This is a genomic window from Pseudomonas sp. HN8-3 (assembly GCF_020790195.1).
Classification (GTDB): domain Bacteria; phylum Pseudomonadota; class Gammaproteobacteria; order Pseudomonadales; family Pseudomonadaceae; genus Aquipseudomonas; species Aquipseudomonas synxantha_A.
This window is the reverse complement of the sequence record NZ_CP086206.1, coordinates 860,873-880,227: the sequence shown is the minus strand read 5'-3', so window position 1 is coordinate 880,227 and position 19,355 is coordinate 860,873. Positions and strand designations below refer to the sequence as shown.

20 protein-coding genes are annotated in these 19,355 nt (G+C 59.6%); 5 read left to right on the top strand and 15 right to left on the bottom strand.

Annotated elements, in window-relative coordinates:
- Positions 1-277 precede the first annotated feature (277 nt).
- The 3 genes from clpB to rluD form a co-directional block, all read right to left on the bottom strand.
- Positions 278-2,842 (bottom strand): ATP-dependent chaperone ClpB, encoded by a 2,565-nt coding sequence (gene clpB / locus LJX92_RS03865; RefSeq protein ID WP_005784667.1) that lies wholly within the window; start codon positions 2,840-2,842, stop codon positions 278-280.
- A 135-nt stretch (positions 2,843-2,977) separates the two neighbouring features.
- Positions 2,978-3,703, bottom strand: a complete 726-nt coding sequence (gene pgeF, locus LJX92_RS03860) for a peptidoglycan editing factor PgeF (RefSeq protein WP_032877959.1) — start codon at positions 3,701-3,703, stop codon at positions 2,978-2,980.
- Positions 3,700-4,662 carry a 23S rRNA pseudouridine(1911/1915/1917) synthase RluD gene (gene rluD, locus LJX92_RS03855; RefSeq protein ID WP_005784662.1) on the bottom strand — a complete coding sequence of 321 codons (963 nt, stop codon included), beginning with the start codon at positions 4,660-4,662 and terminating at the stop codon, positions 3,700-3,702. Before rluD ends, pgeF begins: the two co-directional genes overlap by 4 nt.
- Positions 4,663-4,811: 149 nt before the next feature.
- Here rluD and LJX92_RS03850 point away from each other — a divergent pair, with 149 nt between their 5' ends.
- Both LJX92_RS03850 and LJX92_RS03845 read left to right on the top strand, forming a co-directional pair.
- A complete protein-coding gene (locus LJX92_RS03850; protein ID WP_005784660.1) occupies positions 4,812-5,837 on the top strand; it encodes an outer membrane protein assembly factor BamD in 1,026 nt (341 codons plus the stop codon).
- 127 nt (positions 5,838-5,964) lie between these two features.
- On the top strand, positions 5,965-6,198 hold the full coding sequence (locus LJX92_RS03845) for a PP0621 family protein (RefSeq protein ID WP_005784659.1): 234 nt from the start codon (positions 5,965-5,967) through the stop codon (positions 6,196-6,198).
- On the opposite strand, the gene thiO is transcribed toward LJX92_RS03845, so the two are convergent.
- The 5 genes from thiO to pilV form a co-directional block, all read right to left on the bottom strand.
- Positions 6,185-7,294: a glycine oxidase ThiO gene (thiO, locus tag LJX92_RS03840; protein WP_032877963.1), complete on the bottom strand. Its 1,110-nt coding sequence runs from the start codon at positions 7,292-7,294 to the stop codon at positions 6,185-6,187. The genes LJX92_RS03845 and thiO overlap by 14 nt on opposite strands.
- A gap of 62 nt (positions 7,295-7,356) precedes the next feature.
- Positions 7,357-7,758, bottom strand: coding sequence for a type IV pilin protein (locus LJX92_RS03835; protein ID WP_032877965.1), 402 nt, complete (start codon positions 7,756-7,758; stop codon positions 7,357-7,359).
- An 11-nt stretch (positions 7,759-7,769) separates the two neighbouring features.
- The gene (locus LJX92_RS03830) at positions 7,770-8,300 is read right to left on the bottom strand and encodes a pilus assembly PilX family protein (RefSeq protein ID WP_032877967.1); all 531 of its coding nucleotides are present in this window, start codon (positions 8,298-8,300) and stop codon (positions 7,770-7,772) included.
- A gap of 5 nt (positions 8,301-8,305) precedes the next feature.
- The gene (locus LJX92_RS03825) at positions 8,306-9,013 is read right to left on the bottom strand and encodes a prepilin-type N-terminal cleavage/methylation domain-containing protein (RefSeq protein WP_148853442.1); all 708 of its coding nucleotides are present in this window, start codon (positions 9,011-9,013) and stop codon (positions 8,306-8,308) included.
- The gene (gene pilV, locus LJX92_RS03820) at positions 9,010-9,495 is read right to left on the bottom strand and encodes a type IV pilus modification protein PilV (RefSeq protein ID WP_005784655.1); all 486 of its coding nucleotides are present in this window, start codon (positions 9,493-9,495) and stop codon (positions 9,010-9,012) included. Before pilV ends, LJX92_RS03825 begins: the two co-directional genes overlap by 4 nt.
- Before the next feature lie 206 nt (positions 9,496-9,701).
- Here pilV and LJX92_RS03815 point away from each other — a divergent pair, with 206 nt between their 5' ends.
- Positions 9,702-10,283, top strand: a complete 582-nt coding sequence (locus LJX92_RS03815) for a GspH/FimT family pseudopilin (protein ID WP_078820257.1) — start codon at positions 9,702-9,704, stop codon at positions 10,281-10,283.
- Here the strand turns inward: LJX92_RS03815 and ispH are convergent.
- From ispH to murJ, 6 genes are all read right to left on the bottom strand, one after another.
- The gene (gene ispH, locus LJX92_RS03810) at positions 10,237-11,184 is read right to left on the bottom strand and encodes a 4-hydroxy-3-methylbut-2-enyl diphosphate reductase (protein WP_005784653.1); all 948 of its coding nucleotides are present in this window, start codon (positions 11,182-11,184) and stop codon (positions 10,237-10,239) included. The genes LJX92_RS03815 and ispH overlap by 47 nt on opposite strands.
- A gap of 177 nt (positions 11,185-11,361) precedes the next feature.
- Entirely contained in the window at positions 11,362-11,799 is a 438-nt protein-coding gene (fkpB, locus tag LJX92_RS03805; RefSeq protein ID WP_177327426.1) for an FKBP-type peptidyl-prolyl cis-trans isomerase, read from the bottom strand.
- Positions 11,800-11,806: 7 nt separating this feature from the next.
- Positions 11,807-12,319 (bottom strand): signal peptidase II, encoded by a 513-nt coding sequence (lspA, locus tag LJX92_RS03800; RefSeq protein ID WP_032877979.1) that lies wholly within the window; start codon positions 12,317-12,319, stop codon positions 11,807-11,809.
- Positions 12,312-15,143: an isoleucine--tRNA ligase gene (ileS, locus tag LJX92_RS03795; RefSeq protein ID WP_228309331.1), complete on the bottom strand. Its 2,832-nt coding sequence runs from the start codon at positions 15,141-15,143 to the stop codon at positions 12,312-12,314. Before ileS ends, lspA begins: the two co-directional genes overlap by 8 nt.
- Positions 15,144-15,157: 14 nt before the next feature.
- A complete protein-coding gene (ribF, locus tag LJX92_RS03790; protein ID WP_003188404.1) occupies positions 15,158-16,096 on the bottom strand; it encodes a bifunctional riboflavin kinase/FAD synthetase in 939 nt (312 codons plus the stop codon).
- A gap of 119 nt (positions 16,097-16,215) precedes the next feature.
- Positions 16,216-17,754: a murein biosynthesis integral membrane protein MurJ gene (gene murJ / locus LJX92_RS03785; RefSeq protein WP_078820255.1), complete on the bottom strand. Its 1,539-nt coding sequence runs from the start codon at positions 17,752-17,754 to the stop codon at positions 16,216-16,218.
- Between the two features lie 253 nt (positions 17,755-18,007).
- On the opposite strand from murJ, the gene rpsT reads away from it, so the two are divergent.
- A complete protein-coding gene (gene rpsT, locus LJX92_RS03780; protein WP_003188401.1) occupies positions 18,008-18,286 on the top strand; it encodes a 30S ribosomal protein S20 in 279 nt (92 codons plus the stop codon).
- A gap of 263 nt (positions 18,287-18,549) precedes the next feature.
- On the opposite strand, the gene LJX92_RS03775 is transcribed toward rpsT, so the two are convergent.
- Positions 18,550-19,035: an FKBP-type peptidyl-prolyl cis-trans isomerase gene (locus LJX92_RS03775; RefSeq protein ID WP_003171645.1), complete on the bottom strand. Its 486-nt coding sequence runs from the start codon at positions 19,033-19,035 to the stop codon at positions 18,550-18,552.
- On the opposite strand from LJX92_RS03775, the gene LJX92_RS03770 reads away from it, so the two are divergent.
- Positions 19,004-19,324, top strand: a complete 321-nt coding sequence (locus LJX92_RS03770; RefSeq protein ID WP_416309130.1) for a DUF3565 domain-containing protein — start codon at positions 19,004-19,006, stop codon at positions 19,322-19,324. The two genes, LJX92_RS03775 and LJX92_RS03770, sit on opposite strands and share 32 nt — an antisense overlap.
- Positions 19,325-19,355: the final 31 nt, after the last annotated feature.

Below are 19,355 nucleotides of genomic sequence, written 5' to 3'. Positions count from 1 at the left end.
ACTGCTGTGTAACCTTCTCTTCGACCCTGTCCGTATCGCTACGTTAGCGTCTCTGAGGCGCGCTATTCTACAATCTTAAAAACCCCTGTCAACCCTTTAAATTGCTTTTAAGACAATGATTTGCGCTTCTTTCTGATTTCTTCTTGGGGAGAAGAAACCCGTGGGCTGACGTTGCTGCGGGGCGCACTTTACAAGCCTTTGCCTTACAGTTCAACGCCCTATCGAAAAAAAAGGCCTCGCAATGCGAGGCCTCTTGTTATTACACCGGGTGCTGGCCTCAGTGGAAGACGATTTCGTCGTCTTTCACCGTTGCCGTGACGCGAGTGCCCGGCATAAAGCTGCCCGACAGGATCAACTGTGCCAGCGGGTTCTCGATCCAGCGCTGGATCGCACGCTTCAACGGCCGTGCGCCATACACCGGGTCGTAGCCCACTGCGATCAGCTTGTCCAACGCCTCGCCGCTCAGCTCAAGGTCGAGCTCACGCTCAGCCAGGCGACTGCGCAGGCGGCCCAACTGGATTTCGGTGATACCCGCAATCTGATCCCGTGCCAGAGGCTCGAAGATCACCACTTCGTCGACCCGGTTGATGAATTCCGGGCGGAAGTGGGTGGTCAAGGCGTCCATCACCGCTGCGCGCTGGGCCTCGCGATCCCCCACCAGTTCCTGGATCTGTGCCGAGCCCAGGTTGGAGGTCATCACGATCACCGTATTGCGAAAGTCCACCGTACGCCCGTGGCTGTCCGTCAAGCGACCATCTTCCAGCACCTGCAGCAAAATGTTGAACACATCCGGGTGCGCCTTCTCGACCTCATCCAGCAGGATCACCGAGTAAGGCTTGCGTCGAACGGCTTCGGTCAGGTAACCGCCCTCCTCGTAGCCCACATAGCCTGGTGGTGCGCCGATCAGGCGAGCCACCGAGTGTTTCTCCATGAACTCGGACATATCAATGCGCACCATGGCCTCTTCAGTATCAAAGAGGAACTCGGCCAGGGCCTTGCACAGCTCAGTCTTACCTACGCCGGTCGGGCCGAGGAACATGAACGAGCCGCTTGGACGGTTCGGGTCGGACAAGCCGGCACGGGAACGCCGTACCGCATTGGATACCGCCACCACAGCCTCTTCCTGACCGATGACGCGCTGGTGCAACAAACTTTCCATTTTCAGCAGTTTGTCGCGCTCGCCTTCGAGCATTTTCGAGACTGGAATGCCGGTCCACTTGGAGACTACTTCGGCGATCTCCTCCTCGGTCACCTTGCTGCGCAGCAACTGGTTCTCAGGCTTGCCGTGCTGGTCGACCATCTGCAGGCTGCGTTCCAGGTCCGGAATCACACCATATTGCAACTCAGCCATGCGGCTCAGATCGCCTTTACGACGCGCGGCTTCCAGTTCCTGACGGGACTGCTCGATTTTCTGCTGGATCTGCGCCGAACCCTGTACTTCGGCTTTTTCCGAGGTCCAGATTTCTTCGAGGTCCGAATACTCACGCTCCAGACGGACGATTTCTTCCTGAAGTTTTTCCAGGCGTTTCTTCGCTGCCTCGTCCTCTTCTTTCTTCAACGCCTGGGATTCGACTTTCAGTTGAATCAGGCGCCGATCCAGGCGGTCGAGCACTTCCGGCTTGGAGTCAATCTCCATGCGAATGCGGCTGGCCGCTTCGTCGATCAAGTCGATGGCCTTGTCCGGCAACTGACGATCGGTGATGTAGCGATGACTCAGCTTGGCCGCCGCAATGATCGCGCCATCAGTGATCGCCACTTTATGGTGGACCTCATAGCGTTCTTTCAGGCCACGCAGGATCGCGATGGTGTCTTCTTCGCTTGGCTCTTCCACCAGCACTTTCTGGAAACGCCGCTCAAGGGCCGCATCCTTTTCAATGTACTGACGGTATTCGTTGAGCGTGGTCGCACCGACGCAATGCAACTCGCCCCGCGCCAAGGCCGGCTTGAGCATGTTGCCAGCATCCATGGAGCCTTCGCCTTTACCGGCGCCGACCATGGTGTGCAGTTCGTCGATAAACAGAATGATCTGGCCTTCCTGCTTCGACAATTCATTAAGCAGGGATTTCAGTCGTTCTTCGAACTCACCACGGAACTTGGCACCGGCGATCAGGGCCCCCATGTCCAGGGACAACAGGCGTTTGCCTTTTAAGCCGTCCGGCACTTCACCATTAATGATGCGCTGGGCCAGGCCTTCGGCAATCGCGGTTTTACCCACGCCAGGCTCACCGATCAGCACCGGGTTGTTCTTGGTGCGACGCTGCAGGACCTGGATGGTGCGACGAATCTCATCGTCACGACCAATCACCGGGTCGAGCTTGCCTTCTTCTGCACGCTTGGTCAGGTCGACGGTGTATTTGTCCAGGGCCTGGCGCGACTCCTCATGGTTGGGGTCGTTCACGGCCTCGCCGCCACGCAGGTTGTTGATAGCGTTTTCCAGGGCTTTCTTGCTCACGCCCTGCCCCAGCAACAATTTGCCGAGCTTGCTGTTGTCGTCCATGGCGGCGAGCAGCACCAGTTCGCTGGAGATGAACTGGTCACCCTTCTGCTGGGCCAGGCGGTCCGCCTGATTGAGCAGGCGCGCCAGGTCCTGGGACATATTCACGTCGCCGGTAGGGTTTTGAATTTTCGGCAGTTGGTCGAGCTCTTTACTCAACTCCTTGCGCAGGCTGTTGATGTCAAAGCCCACCTGCATCAACAAGGGTTTGATAGAACCACCTTGTTGCTCCAGGAGCGCCTGCATCAAGTGTGCCGGCTCAATCGCCGGATGGTCGAGGCCGACCGCCAGGGATTGGGAGTCCGATAAGGCCAACTGCAATTTGCTGGTTAAACGATCAATACGCATTAGTCACCTTCCTTTTGAGCAGGCCGGAGCTATGAACAAACACATCCTGAATGAAGAAACCTGCCAGATACCCTTATAGATGGGGTGGATTCTGGGGGTTTCAAGCGGCGGACTGTTGATACAGGTCAGGACAGTCTAGCGTTCAAGCCAGATAAGGGAGGCGAATCGGCCCGTACGCGGGCTGCGGCGATAAGAAAAGAAGCGTGGATCGGTCACGGTGCAAAAACCACCACCATATACAGCGGTGACACCGTTTGCTGCCAGACGCAGGCGCGCCAGCTGGTAGATGTCGGCCATGAACTTGCCGGGGTTGTGGCTGGGAACAAAGGCTTCAGCGGTGGCCGGCAGTTGCTGCATGAACGCTTCACGTACCTCCGGGCCGACCTCAAAGGCTTGCGGGCCAATGGCTGGGCCGAGCCAGACCAGGACGTCTTCAGGAGCAGTATCCAGGCTTTCGAATGCGGCCTCCAGCACGCCAGCCGCCAAGCCACGCCAACCGGCATGGGCTGCGGCAACCCGGGTACCCGCACGATTACAGAACAGCGCAGGCAGGCAATCGGCGGTCATGGATGTGCAGGCGATGCCGGGGGTGCTGGTCCAACTGCCATCTGCCTCGACGGTAAGGCCTGGATCGGCCTCAACCACGTGAGTACCGTGGACTTGGCGCAACCAGGCGGGCTGGATATCGAAGGCGCTGCTCAGACGACGGCGATTTTCAAGGACGGCCTCAAGGCTGTCCTCGACGTGATCGCCCAGGTTGAGGCTGTCGAACGGCGCCAGACTGACACCGCCCGCACGAGTCGTGACGCAGGCTTTGACCTGAGACGGCGCGGGCCAGTCAGGAATCAGCCAGTCACTCATCCGATAAACGCCTCACGATCCTGCTTGAGCAGCGACAACAACCAGACCAGGTCGTCTGGAAGTGGCGATTCCCAACTCATGCGCTTACCGCTCGTCGGATGATCCAGTTCCAGGAAGCGTGCGTGCAGTGCCTGACGCGGGAAGGACTTCAGCGACTCGACCATTGTCTGGCTTGCCGCCGGCGGAATACGGAAGCGCCCACCGTAGGCAGGATCGCCGACCAACGGGAAGTTGATATGCGCCATGTGCACGCGAATCTGGTGGGTGCGCCCGGTTTCCAGCTTGACCCGCACATGGGTGTGGGAGCGGAAACGCTCCAGCACACGGTAGTGGCTGACGGCTTGCTTGCCACCTTCCATCACCGCCATACGCTGGCGCTGCTGGCCATGGCGACCGATCGGGGCGTTGATCTTGCCCCCGGCCACCACCACACCGATCACGATGCACTCGTAGATCCGGCTGACGCTGCGACTCTGCAACTGAGTAACCAGTTGCGTCTGCGCCTGAATGGTCTTGGCCACCACCATCAAACCGGTGGTGTCCTTGTCCAGACGGTGCACGATGCCGCAGCGCGGGACATTGATGATGTCCGGGACGTGGTGCAACAGGGCATTGAGCAAAGTGCCATCAGCGTGCCCGGCAGCCGGGTGAACCACCAGGCCAGCGGGTTTGTTGATGACCAGGATGTCGTCGTCTTCATAGACGATATCCAGCTCGATGTCCTGGGCGACCCATTCTCCCTGGGCTTCCTGCTCGGCAGTCAGCTCAAGAATCGCACCGCCATGAACTATGTCTCGCGGGCGGATAACCGCTCCATCCACAGTCAGGCGGCCGTCTTTGATCCAGGCGGAAAGGCGCGAGCGCGAGTGCTCAGCGAATAATTGTGCGGCGACTTGATCGAGGCGTTGGCCGCCCAATTCGGACGGCACCTCTGCGCGAAGTTCAATTTTATCGGACATGCTCAGACTAGGCGTGGCACAGCCTTTGGTTTCGGCTGCGCGCTTGTGGTTAAATACGGCGTCTTTTGCCCCGAGGCTTTCAACGGGGCGCTCATCATAACAGGACGGCCCCGCCCAAGACAGCGGCCGTCATAGGGACGCAAGCCGCCATGCAAGTGAAACACCTGCTGCTGATCGCCATCCTCGCCATGACTGCTGCTTGCTCGTCAACAAAGGACGTCGTCGACGAAAACCTGAGCGAAGTCGAGCTGTACCAGCAAGCTCAGACAGACCTGGACAATAATAGCTACACCAGCGCCACAGCGAAGCTGAAGGCATTGGAGTCGCGCTACCCATTCGGCCGCTATGCCGACCAGGCCCAGTTGGAGCTGATCTACGCCAACTACAAGAACGCCGAGCCGGAAGCTGCCAAGTCCGCTGCCGAGCGTTTTATCCGCCTGCACCCACAGCACCCGAACGTGGACTACGCCTACTACATGAAGGGCCTGACCTCGTTCGACCAGGACGTTGGCCTGCTGGCGCGCTTCCTGCCGCTGGACATGACCAAGCGTGACCCGGGCGCTGCACGCGACTCCTACAACGAGTTCGCCCAGCTGACCAGCCGCTACCCCAACAGCCGCTACGCGCCGGACGCCAAGCAGCGCATGATCTACCTGCGCAACCTGCTGGCCTCCTACGAAATCCACGTGGCCCACTACTACCTGACCCGTCAGGCCTACGTAGCTGCCGCCAACCGTGGCCGCTATGTTGTGGAGAACTTCCAGGAAACCCCATCCGTGGGCGACGGCCTGGCGGTGATGACCGAGGCTTACCAGCGTCTGCACCTGGACACCCTGGCGACCACCAGCCTGGAAACCCTGAAGCTCAACTACCCAGATCACCCAAGCCTGAAAGATGGCCAGTTCGTGCCTCAGGTTGCCGAAGCCGACAACCGTTCGTGGCTGAGCAAGTACACCTTGGGCCTGATCGAGTCTCGTCCGCCACTGCCGCCGGGTGAAACCCGCGCCAACCAGGACGTGATCAAGCAGTACCAGGACGCCAAGGATGCCATCCCTTCGGACCTCAAGCCTCACGACGAGAACGGCGACGTTATCGAAGAAGAGGAGCCGCAGGCCCTTGGCAACAACGAAGACCGTTCGTGGTTCAGCTACATGACCTTCGGTGTGTTCGACTGATTGTTCGACGCAACGCAAAAGGGAGCTCTGAAGGAGCTCCCTTTTTTATGAGCGAGTATTTATTGCGCTGTGCGCCTGTGGCCAGCTTGGCTAAACTGGCGCATTCCTTGTCGAGAAACTGCCCATCATGCTTCGTCTACTGTTCTGGATTGCCGTCATTGCTGCCGCGGTATGGTTCTGGCGCAAATTCAAAAACCCTGCAGCCCGCCAGCAACGACCTGCCGAGCCGAACGCAGCGCTGATGGTGCGATGCGCCCACTGCGGCGTGCACCTGCCGCAGGATCGCGCACTGAGTTCGCGCCAGGAGTGGTACTGCACCCAGGCGCACCTGGAACAAGGGCCGAAGTCTATCCAGCGTTGAGGCGACCTGCCGGGGCATAAGGCGCCGGATCAATGATCGGAGCCCGCCCCAACAGCAAGTCGGCGAACAACTGGCAGGAGGCAGGTGCGAGTACCAGGCCATTGCGGTAATGCCCGCAATTGAGCCACAAGCCCTGAAAGCCGGGAACCTCTCCGATATAGGGGATACCTTCCGGCGAACCGGGCCTCAACCCCGCCCAATGCCCGACTACCTCGGCGTCCGCCAAGGCGGGGATCAGTTCCACCGCAGACGCCTTGAGGCTCGCCAACGCAGTTTCGGTCGGCGTCTTGTCGAACCCCTCATGTTCCAATGTGCTTCCAATCAGAATGTGCCCATCGCGGCGGGGGATTGCATAGCGCCCCTTGGCCAAGACCATGCTGGATAAAAAGTCGGACGCGCACTTGTACAGGATCATTTGGCCTTTGACCGGCTCCACGGGAAGGGTCATGCCCAGTGTGCTCAGCAACTGCCCGCTCCAGGCCCCGGCGGCGAGCACCACCTGATCGGCAAAAACCGGTCCCGTAGCAGTGTTCACCCCCACCACGCGATTGTTGTTCTGCACAAAACCCGACACTTCGCAGTGCTCGTGAATCGTCACATCCGGCAACGCCAGCAGCGCCGCCTTCAAGGATTTAACCAGGCGAGGGTTGCGCACATTGGCCACATCGGCCATGTAGATCGCCCGGGAGTAGCCGCCTCCCAGCGCCGGCACGGCATCATGAGCCTGGGACACATCCACCTTGCTCAATGGCCGCCCTTCACGCGCAGCCCAGGCCAATGCATCAGCCTCATCATCCAGGTCAAGCCAGTACAAACCCGTGGTATGAACCTCGGGATCGACACCGGTTGCGGCAAACAAGCGCTGTGCCAACTGCGGATAGAAATCCTGGGACCAATGGGCCAAGGCAGTCACGGCTGGGCTATAACGCCATGGATACAACGGTGAGACAATTCCGCCACCCGCCCAGGAAGACTCCTGCCCAAGCCCCACACGCTCCAGCAGCATGACTGCACGCCCTTCTCTGGCAAGGTTGTACGCCGTCAACAGCCCGATTACTCCGCCGCCGACAATCACCACTTGCTGTTGCTTTGCCATCATCTGATCCCGCCGATAAACAGGGAAAGGCGCGCCCGGCGCCCACTCTTCAAGCACTCTCATCACTGCCCCCAGCAGACTTTGCGCGACATTTCAGGCGCCGCTCCCGGGTTGCTTCGCATACCGGTGCTGCTCAAGCTGAAAGCTGCACACGCGTCGTCCGCCATGACTGAGTCCACGGCAGGCGTAGCGAGCAAGTCGAAATCCTGGGGGTTTAAAATCACACTGATTCTATAGTGATCGTTACCCGCAATGGCGCCGCCCGCATCAATAAAAGTGCCGTTTCTGGTATATGCGCGCTCCAGGTGCTGGGCTTGCTCGCTCAGCAACGCGACTATTTGCGCGCGATACACCTTTTTTACCTGGCCGATGTACCCGGGATACGCAATGCCGGCCAACAACGCAACGATCGCCACGGCGATCAATAACTCCATCAGGGTAAAGCCCTGGCTATCCATGCCCATCCCATTGCTCCTTATTGAAGTTGCCGCCATGAAATCCGTCGAAACCTGACGTTGCCGCCCTCCTCCACCCGTGCATAAACCGACTCCAGCACCGTGCGCGATTGGCCTGTAAGGCCCACGGCAGTGATGCGAAAGAGCGCTGCCCGTGTATCGGGCGGCAAATGAGCCAGCCCTGCTCCTTCCCCCAGGGATTGAACGCCATAAAACCCACCCCTCAAGGCCAACCAGGTGACCGCTGAGACAGGGTTTGCCCCTGCGCCAGTCAAGGAAAATGCTTCATTGGGCGGTACACACGTAATAACCGAGTTACACACAGGCATCGCAGGGCCGCCCCTCTGCACAACCGACTCCCCCAGCCGCAAACCGCTCTCAGCAGACTGAAAGGATTGATTACGCTGCCACAGGCTACTCGCGACTTTTTGCTGGGCGACCGCCCCCTGTATCGACGACAGCCCCAGCTGCGATAACAACAGCAGGAATACCAGACTGATCAGCAGCACCATCCCGTTCTGCCGTACCCGAATACCGCCAAGCATCGACATCGCCCCTAACCCAACCGATTTCGCAGCGCCGCGACGACACTGTAGGTCTGATCCTTAACCCGCCCAGTTGGGTCTTGCAGAGTCATGGAGATACGCACACTACGTACCAAAGAACTGTCAGCCGAATGGCTGTCGTAACGCACCACAACCGTTGATGCAGGCTCAGCCGCCAAGCCAAAACTGATGTCGAATGCACGCACGTTATCAATCAGTACCGCCTTTGCCGGTGCTGCCGGAGTACTGACCTTCAACTGGCCCGATTCATAGGTGTAGGTAAGCTGGCGTATGCCAAAGCGGATCAGGCCAGGGGCGGCAGCAGGTGCTGCCCCCTCATACGCCTGGGCCGCCTCCTTGCAGTCGGACAACACCGTCCAGTCGGGCTTGCCAGCGCCGTTACCGACGTACGCGGTGACCAACGTCAGCGACCTTGAACTTCCCGACGCGTCCCAGCTTATCGGTCGATCGAAGGCAGCCGGGGCGTTGTCGATAAAGGTCGCGGCCAAACATCCCAACATGCCTGCCTGACGAATGTCCTGTGTGATCTTGCCCAGGGCAAGCCGCGCATCATCCTGCAGCACCATGGCGGCCTGCTGGCTGTCGTGAGTCAATCGTGAACTTATGAGCACCTGACTCACCCCCAACACCAGCACCAGCCCGACGGCGAGTGCCAGCAACAACTCCACCAGGCTGAAACCTCGGGCATGACGATTCATTGCAAGGCTCCCTGCTCACTGGTGACTCGGCTGGTCAGCGTGAAGGTTTCCCGTGCTCCTGGGGTGCCTGCTGAGCGGCGATCCTCCCAACTGATGCTGATGGTGACCTCATGCCCGCTTACCGCCACGGATCCCTTGGCATCCTTGCCAGCAAAACCAATGATATTGGCCTCGAAATCGTGCAGGTCCAGGTCGCGCACACTGGCGGCCGAAGTGTTGGGCGGCCCCGACTCGTCCCTCCCCCACGTGTAATCCGCGCCAGCATTGGCGCGAATTCGGTCGAGCATGTCGTAGGCGATAAAACTGGCTTGGCTGATCATCCTGGCGCTGTCGGTGTACTTGAGCGCGTTGAGCTGAAGCATTGCAGCGCCCATCAGGCCGACAGCCAGGATCAACAGCGCTATCAGCACCTCGATCAGCGTCATGCCGGATTGGTGCCGATGCGCGGAGCGCAGAAAAAATCGATTCGGGCGGGCAGGCATTACCGTCGTCATCCATGTCGAAGGCCGGAAAAAAGCAGGCAAACCCTGCTGTGCGATCCAAGACTAGCGGCGGATTTCGAGCAGCGCTGCTGCCGGAACAAAGGGAAATACTTTGGACATAAAGGCCATCACCCAGCATTCGCGGCCAGGCGCTATACCTAGGTCTGCAACTCGAAGATTCACTCGCGTCCACGGAGGGAACGCACATGACACAACGAGGGTTCACCCTGATTGAAATGCTGCTGGGGCTGATCGTCACCAGCTTCCTCGCGCAATTGGCCGTACCCGGTTTCAAAGGTTTGCTTGAATCGCAGCAACGACAAAGCGTGGCCCAATCACTTGCCGCCGGACTGCGTTACGCACGCATGGAGGCCATCACGCGCAATCAGGCGGTGGTCATTCATGCAAACGACAGGGACTGGAGCCTGGGGTGGCGGGTGATACTGGATGTCAGTGGACGCGGCCATCAGGACGACGACAACCCGGTGCTGCTGGAGCGCCAGGGCGATGGTCGCGTGCCCGTGGCAGGCAATGGCCCGGTCACGGACCAGGTGCGTTTCAGCGGCTTGGGAGAACCGGTTTTCGCCGGCGGAGGCTTCCGTGCCGGCACCGTGCATGTGTGCGACACGAGCCAGGCACAGAGCCTGTATCAGATCGTGCTGGCCCCCAGCGGACGCATCAGCCTGCGCAGTGACAAGACCGAGCAGGCATTATGCCGAGCCGATGCCGGCATTGTTGGCGTCAGAGCAGCGAGCGGACCCGCAGTTCCTTCGGCATCGAGAACGTGATGTTCTCTTCACGACCTGCCAGCTCATCGGCGCCAGTAGCGCCCCAGGCCTGCAACTGCTGGATCACGCCGCGTACCAGCACTTCCGGTGCGGAGGCGCCTGCCGTGATGCCGATACGCTCGACACCATCGAACCAACTGCGCTGCATGTCTTCGGCACCGTCGATCAGGTACGCCGGCGTAGCCATGCGCTCGGCCAGCTCACGCAGGCGGTTGGAGTTGGAGCTGTTAGGGCTGCCGACCACCAGCACTACGTCACACTCATTTGCCAGTTGCTTGACCGCATCCTGGCGGTTTTGCGTGGCGTAGCAGATGTCATCCTTGCGCGGGCCGCCAATGGCCGGGAACCGCGTGCGCAGGGCATCGATTACGCGGCTGGTGTCGTCCATGGACAAGGTGGTCTGGGTCACGAAGGCCAGGCGTTCCGGATTGTGCACCTGCAAGTTGGCGACGTCTTTCTCGTCCTCGACCAGGTAGATAGCACCGCCGTTGCTGGCGTCGTATTGGCCCATGGTGCCTTCTACCTCCGGGTGACCGGCGTGGCCGATCAGGATGCACTCACGACCGTCGCGGCTGTAGCGCGCCACTTCGATATGCACCTTGGTCACCAGTGGGCAGGTGGCATCGAACACCTTGAGGCCACGGCCCGCCGCTTCGGTACGTACAGCCTGGGAAACACCGTGGGCACTGAAGATGACGATCACGTCGTCGGGCACCTGATCGAGTTCTTCGACAAAGATCGCCCCGCGCGCGCGCAAGTCTTCGACCACAAATTTGTTATGGACGACTTCATGGCGCACATAAATCGGCGGCCCGAAGACTTCCAGGGCGCGATTGACGATTTCGATCGCCCGGTCCACGCCGGCGCAGAAGCCACGGGGGTTGGCGAGTTTGATTTGCATGCTGTGCCTCGTGTATTGCAGCCATATTGAGTCAATTTGACACTGACTCAACCGACAATGGAGATCAAAGGTGGGAGGGGGCTTGCTCCCGATATAGGTATATCAGTCTGCACATTTAGCTGATACACCGCTATCGGGAGCAAGCCCCCTCCCACATTTTAGACCGCGTACGGTCGGTTACAGCGCTTTGACGTCGATAATCTCGACGTCAAAGGTCAACGTCTTGCCGGCCAACGGGTGATTGAAGTCGATGGTCACTTGCGCGTCATCAAATGCTTTCACCACGCCAGGCAATTCTGTGTTCGCCGCATCATTGAAGATCACCAGCAAGCCTTCCGACAGGTCCATGTTCTGGAACTGCGAACGGGGGATGATCTGCACGTTTTGCGGGTTGGGCTGGCCAAAGGCGTTTTCCGGCAGGATTTGCAGGGTGCGCTTGTCACCGGCCTTGAAACCGAACAGTGCCGCTTCGAAACCCGGCAGCAGGTTGCCGTCGCCGACCTTGAAGGTCGCGGGGGCCTTGTCGAACGTGCTGTCGACCGTGTCGCCATTCTCCAGGCGCAGTGCGAAATGCAAAGTGACTTCCGTGTTCTGGCCGATGCGTTGCTCAGCCAATACCTGATCAGTCATTGACTGTTTCTCCGGTTTTCTTGCTCTTGAACATATCCAGCGCCAGCATGATTGCGCCGACGGTGATAGCACTGTCGGCAAAGTTGAACGCCGGGAAGTAGTGGCGGTTCTGCCAATGCACCAGGATAAAGTCGATCACATGGCCCAGGGCGATGCGGTCATACAGGTTGCCCAGCGCGCCACCCAACACCAGGGCCAGCGCGATGGCCAGCCAGGTGTCGTCGCGGCCCAGGCGCTTGAGCCACACCACCAGTACGGCACTTACCACCACGGCGATCACAGCAAACAGCCAGCGCTGCCAGCCACCGCCGTCAGCGAGGAAGCTGAAGGCGGCGCCAGTGTTGTAGGCCAGGGTCCAGCTGAAATAATCCGGGATCACCACGATTTGCTGGAACATTTCCAGGGAGCCCTCGAAGTGAGCCTTGCTGACCTGGTCAATGACCAGGACCAGCAGGCTCAGTACGAGCCAGCCCAGACGTCCGAAACGACTGTCTGCATTAGGCATAGTGGCGAACCTCGCCTTCACCGCTGATGTTGTCGACACAACGACCGCAGATTTCCGGGTGCTCAGGGTTCACGCCGACGTCTTCACGGCAGTGCCAGCAACGAGCGCACTTGGGGAAGGCCGACTTGACCACTTTGAGCTTAAGGCCAGGCACTTCGGTAGCCACCGCATCTGCCGGAGCCTGGGTAAACGGCGCCAGGCTCGCAGTAGAGGTGATCAGCACGAAGCGCAGCTCGTTGCTCAGCTTGGCCAGGTCGGCGGTCAGGCCGTCTTCGGCAAACAGGGTGACTTCGGCTTGCAGGTTGCCACCCACGGCCTTGGCCGCACGCTGGACTTCCAGTTCCTTGTTCACCGCAACCTTGACGGCCATCACGCCTTCCCAGTACTCGCGGCCCAGTTCGAAGTCAGCCGGCAGTTCGGTCAGGCCTTCGTACCAGGTGTTGAGCATGACGGACTCGTTACGCTCGCCCGGCAGGTACTCCCACAGTTCGTCAGCGGTGAATGCCAGAATCGGTGCGATCCAGCGCACCAGCGCTTCGCTGATGTGGTACAGCGCGGTCTGCGCCGAACGGCGCGCCTTGCTGTTGGCGCCAGTGGTGTACTGGCGGTCCTTGATGATGTCGAGGTAGAAACCACCCAGCTCCTGCACGCAGAAGTTGTGGATCTTGGAGTAGACGTTCCAGAAGCGGTATTCGCCGTAGTGTTCCTGCAACTCGCGCTGCAGCAACAAGGTACGGTCCACAGCCCAACGGTCGAGGGCGAGCATGTCTTCGGCCGGCAGCAGGTCGCTGGCCGGGTTGAAGCCGGTCAGGTTCGACAGCATGAATCGCGCGGTATTGCGGATACGGCGGTAGGCGTCGGCGCTGCGGGCCAGGATCTGGTCCGAGACGGCGATTTCACCCGAGTAATCGGTGGAAGCCACCCACAGGCGCATGATGTCGGCGCCCAAGGTGTCGTTGATCTTTTTCGGCTCGATCACGTTCTTCAGCGATTTGGACATCTTGCGGCCCGTCTCGTCGACGGTGAAGCCGTGGGTCAGCAGCTCGCGGTACGGCGCATGGTTGTCGATGGCGCAACCGGTGAGCAACGACGAGTGGAACCAGCCACGGTGTTGGTCCGAACCTTCCAGGTACAGGTCGGCACGCGGGCCGGTCTCGTGGCCCATCGGGTGCGAACCACGCAGCACATGCCAGTGAGTGGTGCCCGAATCGAACCACACGTCGAGGGTGTCGCTGATCTTGTCGTACAGCGGCGCTTCGTCGCCCAGCAGCTCGGCAGCGTCCAGCTTGAACCAGGCTTCGATGCCTTCCTGCTCGACACGCTGGGCCACGACTTCCATCAGCTCGACGGTGCGCGGATGCAGCTCACCGCTTTCCTTGTTCAGGAAGAACGGGATCGGCACGCCCCAGTTGCGCTGGCGGGAGATGCACCAGTCCGGACGGTTGGCGATCATCGAGTGCAGGCGCGCCTGACCCCAGGACGGGACGAACTTGGTGTCTTCGATGGCCTTGAGCGAGCGTACACGCAAGGTGTCGCCGCTGGTCGGCTCTTTGTCCATGCCGATAAACCACTGCGCCGTAGCGCGGTAGATCAGCGGGGTCTTGTGACGCCAGCAATGCATGTAGCTGTGCTGGATGGCGGCGGTTTGCATCAACGCACCGACTTCACGCAGCTTTTCGATGATCGGCTGGTCAGCCTTGAAGATGAACTGGCCACCGAAGAACTCGAGCGAAGGAACGTATACGCCGTTGCTCTGCACCGGGTTGATGATGTCGTCGTTGACCATGCCGTACTTCTTGCAGATCACGAAGTCGTCCACGCCATAGGCAGGCGAGCAGTGGACAATGCCGGTACCCGAACCCAGCTCGACGTAGTCAGCCAGGTACACCGGCGACAGACGGTCATAGAACGGGTGACGGAAGTTGATCAGTTCCAGCGCGGAGCCGGTGGCGGTGGCGATCACCGAGCCTTGCAACTCGTAGCGGGCAAGGCACGACTCGACCATTTCTTCGGCCAGCACCAACAGGCGATCACCGACATCCACCAGAGCGTAGGTGAATTCCGGGTGCACGTTCAGCGCCTGGTTGGCCGGGATGGTCCACGGGGTGGTGGTCCAGATCACGATGGCAGCCGGCTTGGCCAGGCTTGCCAGGCCGAATGCCTCGGCCAGCTTGGCGTCATCGGCAATCGGGAAGGCCACGTCGATGGTCGACGACTTTTTGTCTTCGTATTCGACTTCCGCTTCGGCCAGGGCCGAACCGCAGTCAAAGCACCAGTTCACGGGCTTGAGACCCTTGAACACGAAGCCGCCCTTGACGATTTCAGCCAAGGCACGGATTTCACCGGCCTCGTTCTTGAAGTTCATGGTCTTGTAGGGGTTGTCCCACTCGCCCAGCACGCCCAGGCGAATGAATTCGGACTTCTGCCCTTCGATCTGCTCGGTGGCGTAGGCACGGCAGAGTTCGCGGGTCTTGTCCGCGCCCAGGTTCTTGCCGTAGGTCACTTCGACTTTGTGCTCGATCGGCAGGCCATGGCAGTCCCAGCCCGGAACGTACGGCGCGTCAAAGCCCGACAGGGTTTTGGAGCGTAGGATCATGTCCTTGAGAATCTTGTTCAGCGCATGACCGATATGAATCGTGCCGTTGGCATAAGGAGGGCCGTCGTGCAGGACGAATTTCGGACGATCCTTGCCAATTTCGCGCAACTTTCCGTACAGGCCAATACTGTTCCAGCGCTGCAGGATCTGCGGTTCGCGCTGTGGCAGGCCGGCCTTCATTGGGAAGGCGGTGTCCGGAAGGTTTAGCGTGGCTTTATAGTCGGTCATTTAAGGCTCTTCGGTTAGCGATGGGCGCTAGGTGCGGCTAGTGCACGGGCGGCGGCGACATCCGCATTGATCGCCGTTTTCAACGCCTCCAGGGAGGCGAAACGCTGCTCTTCACGCAGCTTCTGGTGGAAAACCACCGTCAAACGCCGGTCGTATAAATCACCGGCAAAATCCAAAAGGTGAACTTCCAGGTGGGCCTTGCCATCACCTGCAACCGTGGGCCTGACGCCTATATTGGCGACTCCCGGCCACGATTGGCCGTCGATGTCGACGCTGACCAGGTAAACCCCGGTCAGCGGCACACGGCGGCGCTTGAGTTGCACGTTGGCAGTTGGCGTGCCCAATTGGCGCGCCAGCTTCTGGCCGTGCAGTACCCGCCCGGCAATGCGGAAGGGGCGACCGAGCAAACGCTCGGCCAGGTCGAAGTCGGCGGCAGCCAAGGCGTTACGCACCTGGGTGCTGCTCACACGCAGGCCGTCCAGTTCGACGGTTTGGGCGGCTTCAACGGTAAAGCCCTGGTTGACGCCGGCATGTTGCAGGAAATCGAAATCCCCGACCCGATCGCAACCGAAATGGAAGTCGTCACCGACCTCCAGGTGTTGTACACCCAGGCCATCGACCAGGATGCGGTCGACGAACTCGGCGGCGCTGAGGCTGCGCAAACGCTGGTTGAAAGCCAGGCAGAGGACGCGGTCCACGCCCTCCTCCGCCAGCAGTTGCAGCTTGTCGCGCAAGCGCGCCAAACGGGCCGGCGCTGTTTCCGGGGTAAAGAACTCCCGCGGTTGTGGCTCGAAAATCACCACGCAGCTGGGCACACCCAACTCGACCGCACGCTCGCGCAACCTTGCCAGGATAGCCTGGTGGCCACGGTGAACACCGTCAAAGTTGCCAATAGTGGCGACGCAGCCCCGATGCTCGGGGCGCAGGTTGTGGAGACCTCGAACCAGCTGCATAACGCGCTTCTTGCTCATAAAGTGGTCGATTATAACCACACCCGGCCCCGGACGACAGGCAACAGCGCAGGCCAAATGGGTCGAATCGATAAAACAATCGTTTTATCGCGGCGAAGTCTCTATCCCAGCGACTTGCGATTGAAATCGCGCAGGCGGAAACCCTGCAACAGCAACATCCCGAAGTACACCGCCACACCCGCAACCACCAACACGCCCAGGCGCATAAAGCGCTCCAGCATATCGCCATCGCCCCAGGCTGGCATCACGTGCATCAAGCCCACCAGCACGGCGGACATCGCAGCCACCGCCACGAGCAACTTGAGGGTAAACATCCCCCAACCCGGCTGTGGTTGATACATTTGCTGTTTGCGTAGTTGATAAAACAGCAGGCCGGCATTGATACAAGCTCCGGCACTGATCGCCAGCGCCAGCCCGGCATGGGCCAAAGGACCGATAAATACCAGGTTGAGCAGTTGCGTGACAATCAGCGTGAAAATCGCGATTTTCACCGGCGTACGGATGTTCTGCTGTGCGTAGAAGCCCGGTGCCAGCACCTTGATCACAATAATGCCGAGCAGACCGACAGAGTAGGCAACCAGTGCGTGCTGGGTCATCAACGCGTCGTGCGCATCGAATTGCCCGTATTGAAACAGCGAGACCGTCAGCGGCTCGGCCAGGATTCCCAGGGCCAGTGCGCATGGCAACACCAACAGAAAGCACAGACGCAGGCCCCAATCGAGAATGCGCGAATACTCCTGACGATCCTTGCTGGCATAGGTGCGTGCCAGGGTAGGCAGCAGGATCGTGCCCAATGCCACACCAAGCACACCGGATGGCAACTCCATCAAGCGGTCGGCGTAGTACATCCACGATACCGAGCCGGATACCAGCAACGAGGCGAACGCGGTGTTGATGATCAGGGAAATCTGACTGACCGATACCCCGAGTATCGCCGGCAGCATATTGCGCATCACGCGCCAGACGCCGGTGTCCTTGAGGTTCAGGCGTGGCAGTACGAGCATGCCGATTTTTTTCAGGTGCGGCAGTTGGTACAGCAACTGCGCCAGGCCGCCGGCCAGGACCGCCCAGCCCAGGGCCATGACGGGCGGATCGAAATACGGCGTAAGGAACAGCGCAAAAATAATCATGCTGACGTTCAGCAAGGTCGGCACAAAGGCCGGTACCGAGAAACGATTCCAGGTATTGAGGATCGCCCCGGCGAGCGAAGACAGGGAAATCAGCAATATATAAGGAAAGGTCACCCGCAGCAGATCAGTGGTGAGCGCAAACTTTTCCGGCGTATTGGCAAAACCGGGCGCCGTGGCCCAGATCACCCAGGGCGCGGCGAGCATCCCGACGATGGTTACCAGCATCAGTACCAGCGTCAGCAAACCCGAGACGTAGGCGATGAACGTACGAGTCGCCTCCTCGCCATGCTGGGTCTTGTATTCGGCCAGAATCGGCACGAACGCCTGGGAGAACGCGCCTTCGGCAAAGATCCGTCGCAGCAGGTTGGGGAGTTTGAAGGCAATAAAGAAGGCATCCGTGGCCATACTGGCGCCAAAGATGCGCGCCAGCAGAGTGTCACGCACAAACCCCAAAACCCGGGAGATCATCGTGATAGAGCTGACCGCAGCCAACGATTTGAGCAGATTCATTGAAAGAGTTTGCGCCTATAGATAAAGAGCAGGCGAACAAAGCGCCCACTTATGCGATACTGCGCGCCTGCAACAGCACAGAGCCAAAGCTCGCGAGTTTACAGGTCAAGCGCCGGAAATAAATCACCCGCCTCTTCAGATCGACCACTCAGCAGTTCGCATCAGCCGCCCTTGACAACCCATCAAGTCATCGGCATGATTCGCGGCCTATTTTGTTTGCTATTTCCTAAAAAGTCTTTCGAGGAGCTCGACGGTGGCCAACACACCTTCCGCCAAAAAACGTGCAAAACAGGCTGAGAAGCGTCGCAGCCACAACGCCAGCCTGCGTTCCATGGTTCGTACCTACATCAAGAATGTAGTTAAAGCCATCGACACCAAAGACGCTGAAAAAGCCCAAGCTGCTTACGTTCTGGCCGTGCCAGTTATCGACCGTATGGCCGATAAAGGCATCATCCACAAGAACAAGGCCGCTCGCCATAAGAGCCGCCTGAATGGCCACATCAAGGCTCTGAGCGTTCCTGCTGCAGCCTAAGTGGTAACAACTGCCACGCAGCCCAGGCTGCGTAACAGTTAAGAAATGCCCCGTACCGAAAGGTCCGGGGCATTTTTGTTTGCCCACAGATTCATCACAACCTCCCTTGTGGGAGGGGGCTTGCTCCCGATGGCGGAGTGTCAGTCAGAATATCTGGTACTGATACACCGCTATCGGGAGCAAGCCCCCTCCCACATTAAAACGCAAAAAAAAACGCCCCGAACCAGTCGGGGCGTTTTTGCTACCGATTGATCAAACCACAATCAATGGTGGTGACCGCCTTCACCGTGGACGTGGCCGTGAGCCACTTCTTCCTGGGAAGCATCGCGGATGGCAACGATTTTCACTTGGAAGTTCAGGCGCTGGCCAGCCAGAGGGTGGTTGCCGTCGACCGTCACATCATCGCCGTCCAGGTCACGGATGGTGACGATCTGCATTTGGCCGTCCGGCGCGGAAGCGTGGAACTGCATGCCCACTTCCAGCTCGTCAACGCCTTCGAACATGCTGCGGCTCAAAGTGCTGACCAGCTCGGCGGAGTATTCGCCGTAGGCATCTTCAGGTTCTACGGCTACGGTCAGTTCGTCACCGACTGCCTTGCCTTCCAGGGCCTTTTCCAGGCCTGGGATGATGTTACCTGCGCCTTGCAGGTAGACCAGCGGCGCGCCGCCGGCTGAGCTGTCGATGACCTCACCAGCGTCGTTGGTCAGGGTATAGTCGATGGAGACAGCCTTGTTAGCGGCGATCGTCATGGGGCGAGACCTTTTGCATAAGAATGAAGAACGGACAAGTCTAAACAAGGATTTGCCCGAAAGCGAACAGAACCCGGACAGACGGGGCCGACCAACGGTCTCGACGATCACCGGATTCCACCAGGATGACGACCTGCACTGGGTTGCCGAACTGTCCTGCGGCCACACCCAGCACCTGCGCCACCAGCCGCCGTGGCAGTCGCGCGCCTGGGTCGTCGCCCCCGCGCAACGCCTTGAAAAAATAGGCCAACCCTTTGCGTGCGGCTGGTGTGCGCAAGTGCGCGAATAACGATAACCTTGACGCCTGATTCGCGGTAGGC

Bases quoted from the DNA above. Each gene is read 5' to 3' on its own strand.
- clpB (WP_005784667.1), bottom strand. From the start codon at position 2,842: ATGCGTATTGATCGTTTAACCAGCAAATTGCAGTTGGCCTTATCGGAC.
- pgeF (WP_032877959.1), bottom strand. From the start codon at position 3,703: ATGAGTGACTGGCTGATTCCTGACTGGCCCGCGCCGTCTCAGGTCAAA.
- rluD (WP_005784662.1), bottom strand. From the start codon at position 4,662: ATGTCCGATAAAATTGAACTTCGCGCAGAGGTGCCGTCCGAATTGGGC.
- LJX92_RS03850 (WP_005784660.1), top strand. From the start codon at position 4,812: ATGCAAGTGAAACACCTGCTGCTGATCGCCATCCTCGCCATGACTGCT.
- LJX92_RS03845 (WP_005784659.1), top strand. From the start codon at position 5,965: ATGCTTCGTCTACTGTTCTGGATTGCCGTCATTGCTGCCGCGGTATGG.
- thiO (WP_032877963.1), bottom strand. From the start codon at position 7,294: ATGGCAAAGCAACAGCAAGTGGTGATTGTCGGCGGCGGAGTAATCGGG.
- LJX92_RS03835 (WP_032877965.1), bottom strand. From the start codon at position 7,758: ATGGGCATGGATAGCCAGGGCTTTACCCTGATGGAGTTATTGATCGCC.
- LJX92_RS03830 (WP_032877967.1), bottom strand. From the start codon at position 8,300: ATGTCGATGCTTGGCGGTATTCGGGTACGGCAGAACGGGATGGTGCTG.
- LJX92_RS03825 (WP_148853442.1), bottom strand. From the start codon at position 9,013: ATGAATCGTCATGCCCGAGGTTTCAGCCTGGTGGAGTTGTTGCTGGCA.
- pilV (WP_005784655.1), bottom strand. From the start codon at position 9,495: ATGCCTGCCCGCCCGAATCGATTTTTTCTGCGCTCCGCGCATCGGCAC.
- LJX92_RS03815 (WP_078820257.1), top strand. From the start codon at position 9,702: ATGACACAACGAGGGTTCACCCTGATTGAAATGCTGCTGGGGCTGATC.
- ispH (WP_005784653.1), bottom strand. From the start codon at position 11,184: ATGCAAATCAAACTCGCCAACCCCCGTGGCTTCTGCGCCGGCGTGGAC.
- lspA (WP_032877979.1), bottom strand. From the start codon at position 12,319: ATGCCTAATGCAGACAGTCGTTTCGGACGTCTGGGCTGGCTCGTACTG.
- ileS (WP_228309331.1), bottom strand. From the start codon at position 15,143: ATGACCGACTATAAAGCCACGCTAAACCTTCCGGACACCGCCTTCCCA.
- ribF (WP_003188404.1), bottom strand. From the start codon at position 16,096: ATGCAGCTGGTTCGAGGTCTCCACAACCTGCGCCCCGAGCATCGGGGC.
- murJ (WP_078820255.1), bottom strand. From the start codon at position 17,754: ATGAATCTGCTCAAATCGTTGGCTGCGGTCAGCTCTATCACGATGATC.
- LJX92_RS03770 (WP_416309130.1), top strand. From the start codon at position 19,004: ATGGAGACAGCCTTGTTAGCGGCGATCGTCATGGGGCGAGACCTTTTG.
- LJX92_RS03775 (WP_003171645.1), bottom strand. From the start codon at position 19,035: ATGACGATCGCCGCTAACAAGGCTGTCTCCATCGACTATACCCTGACC.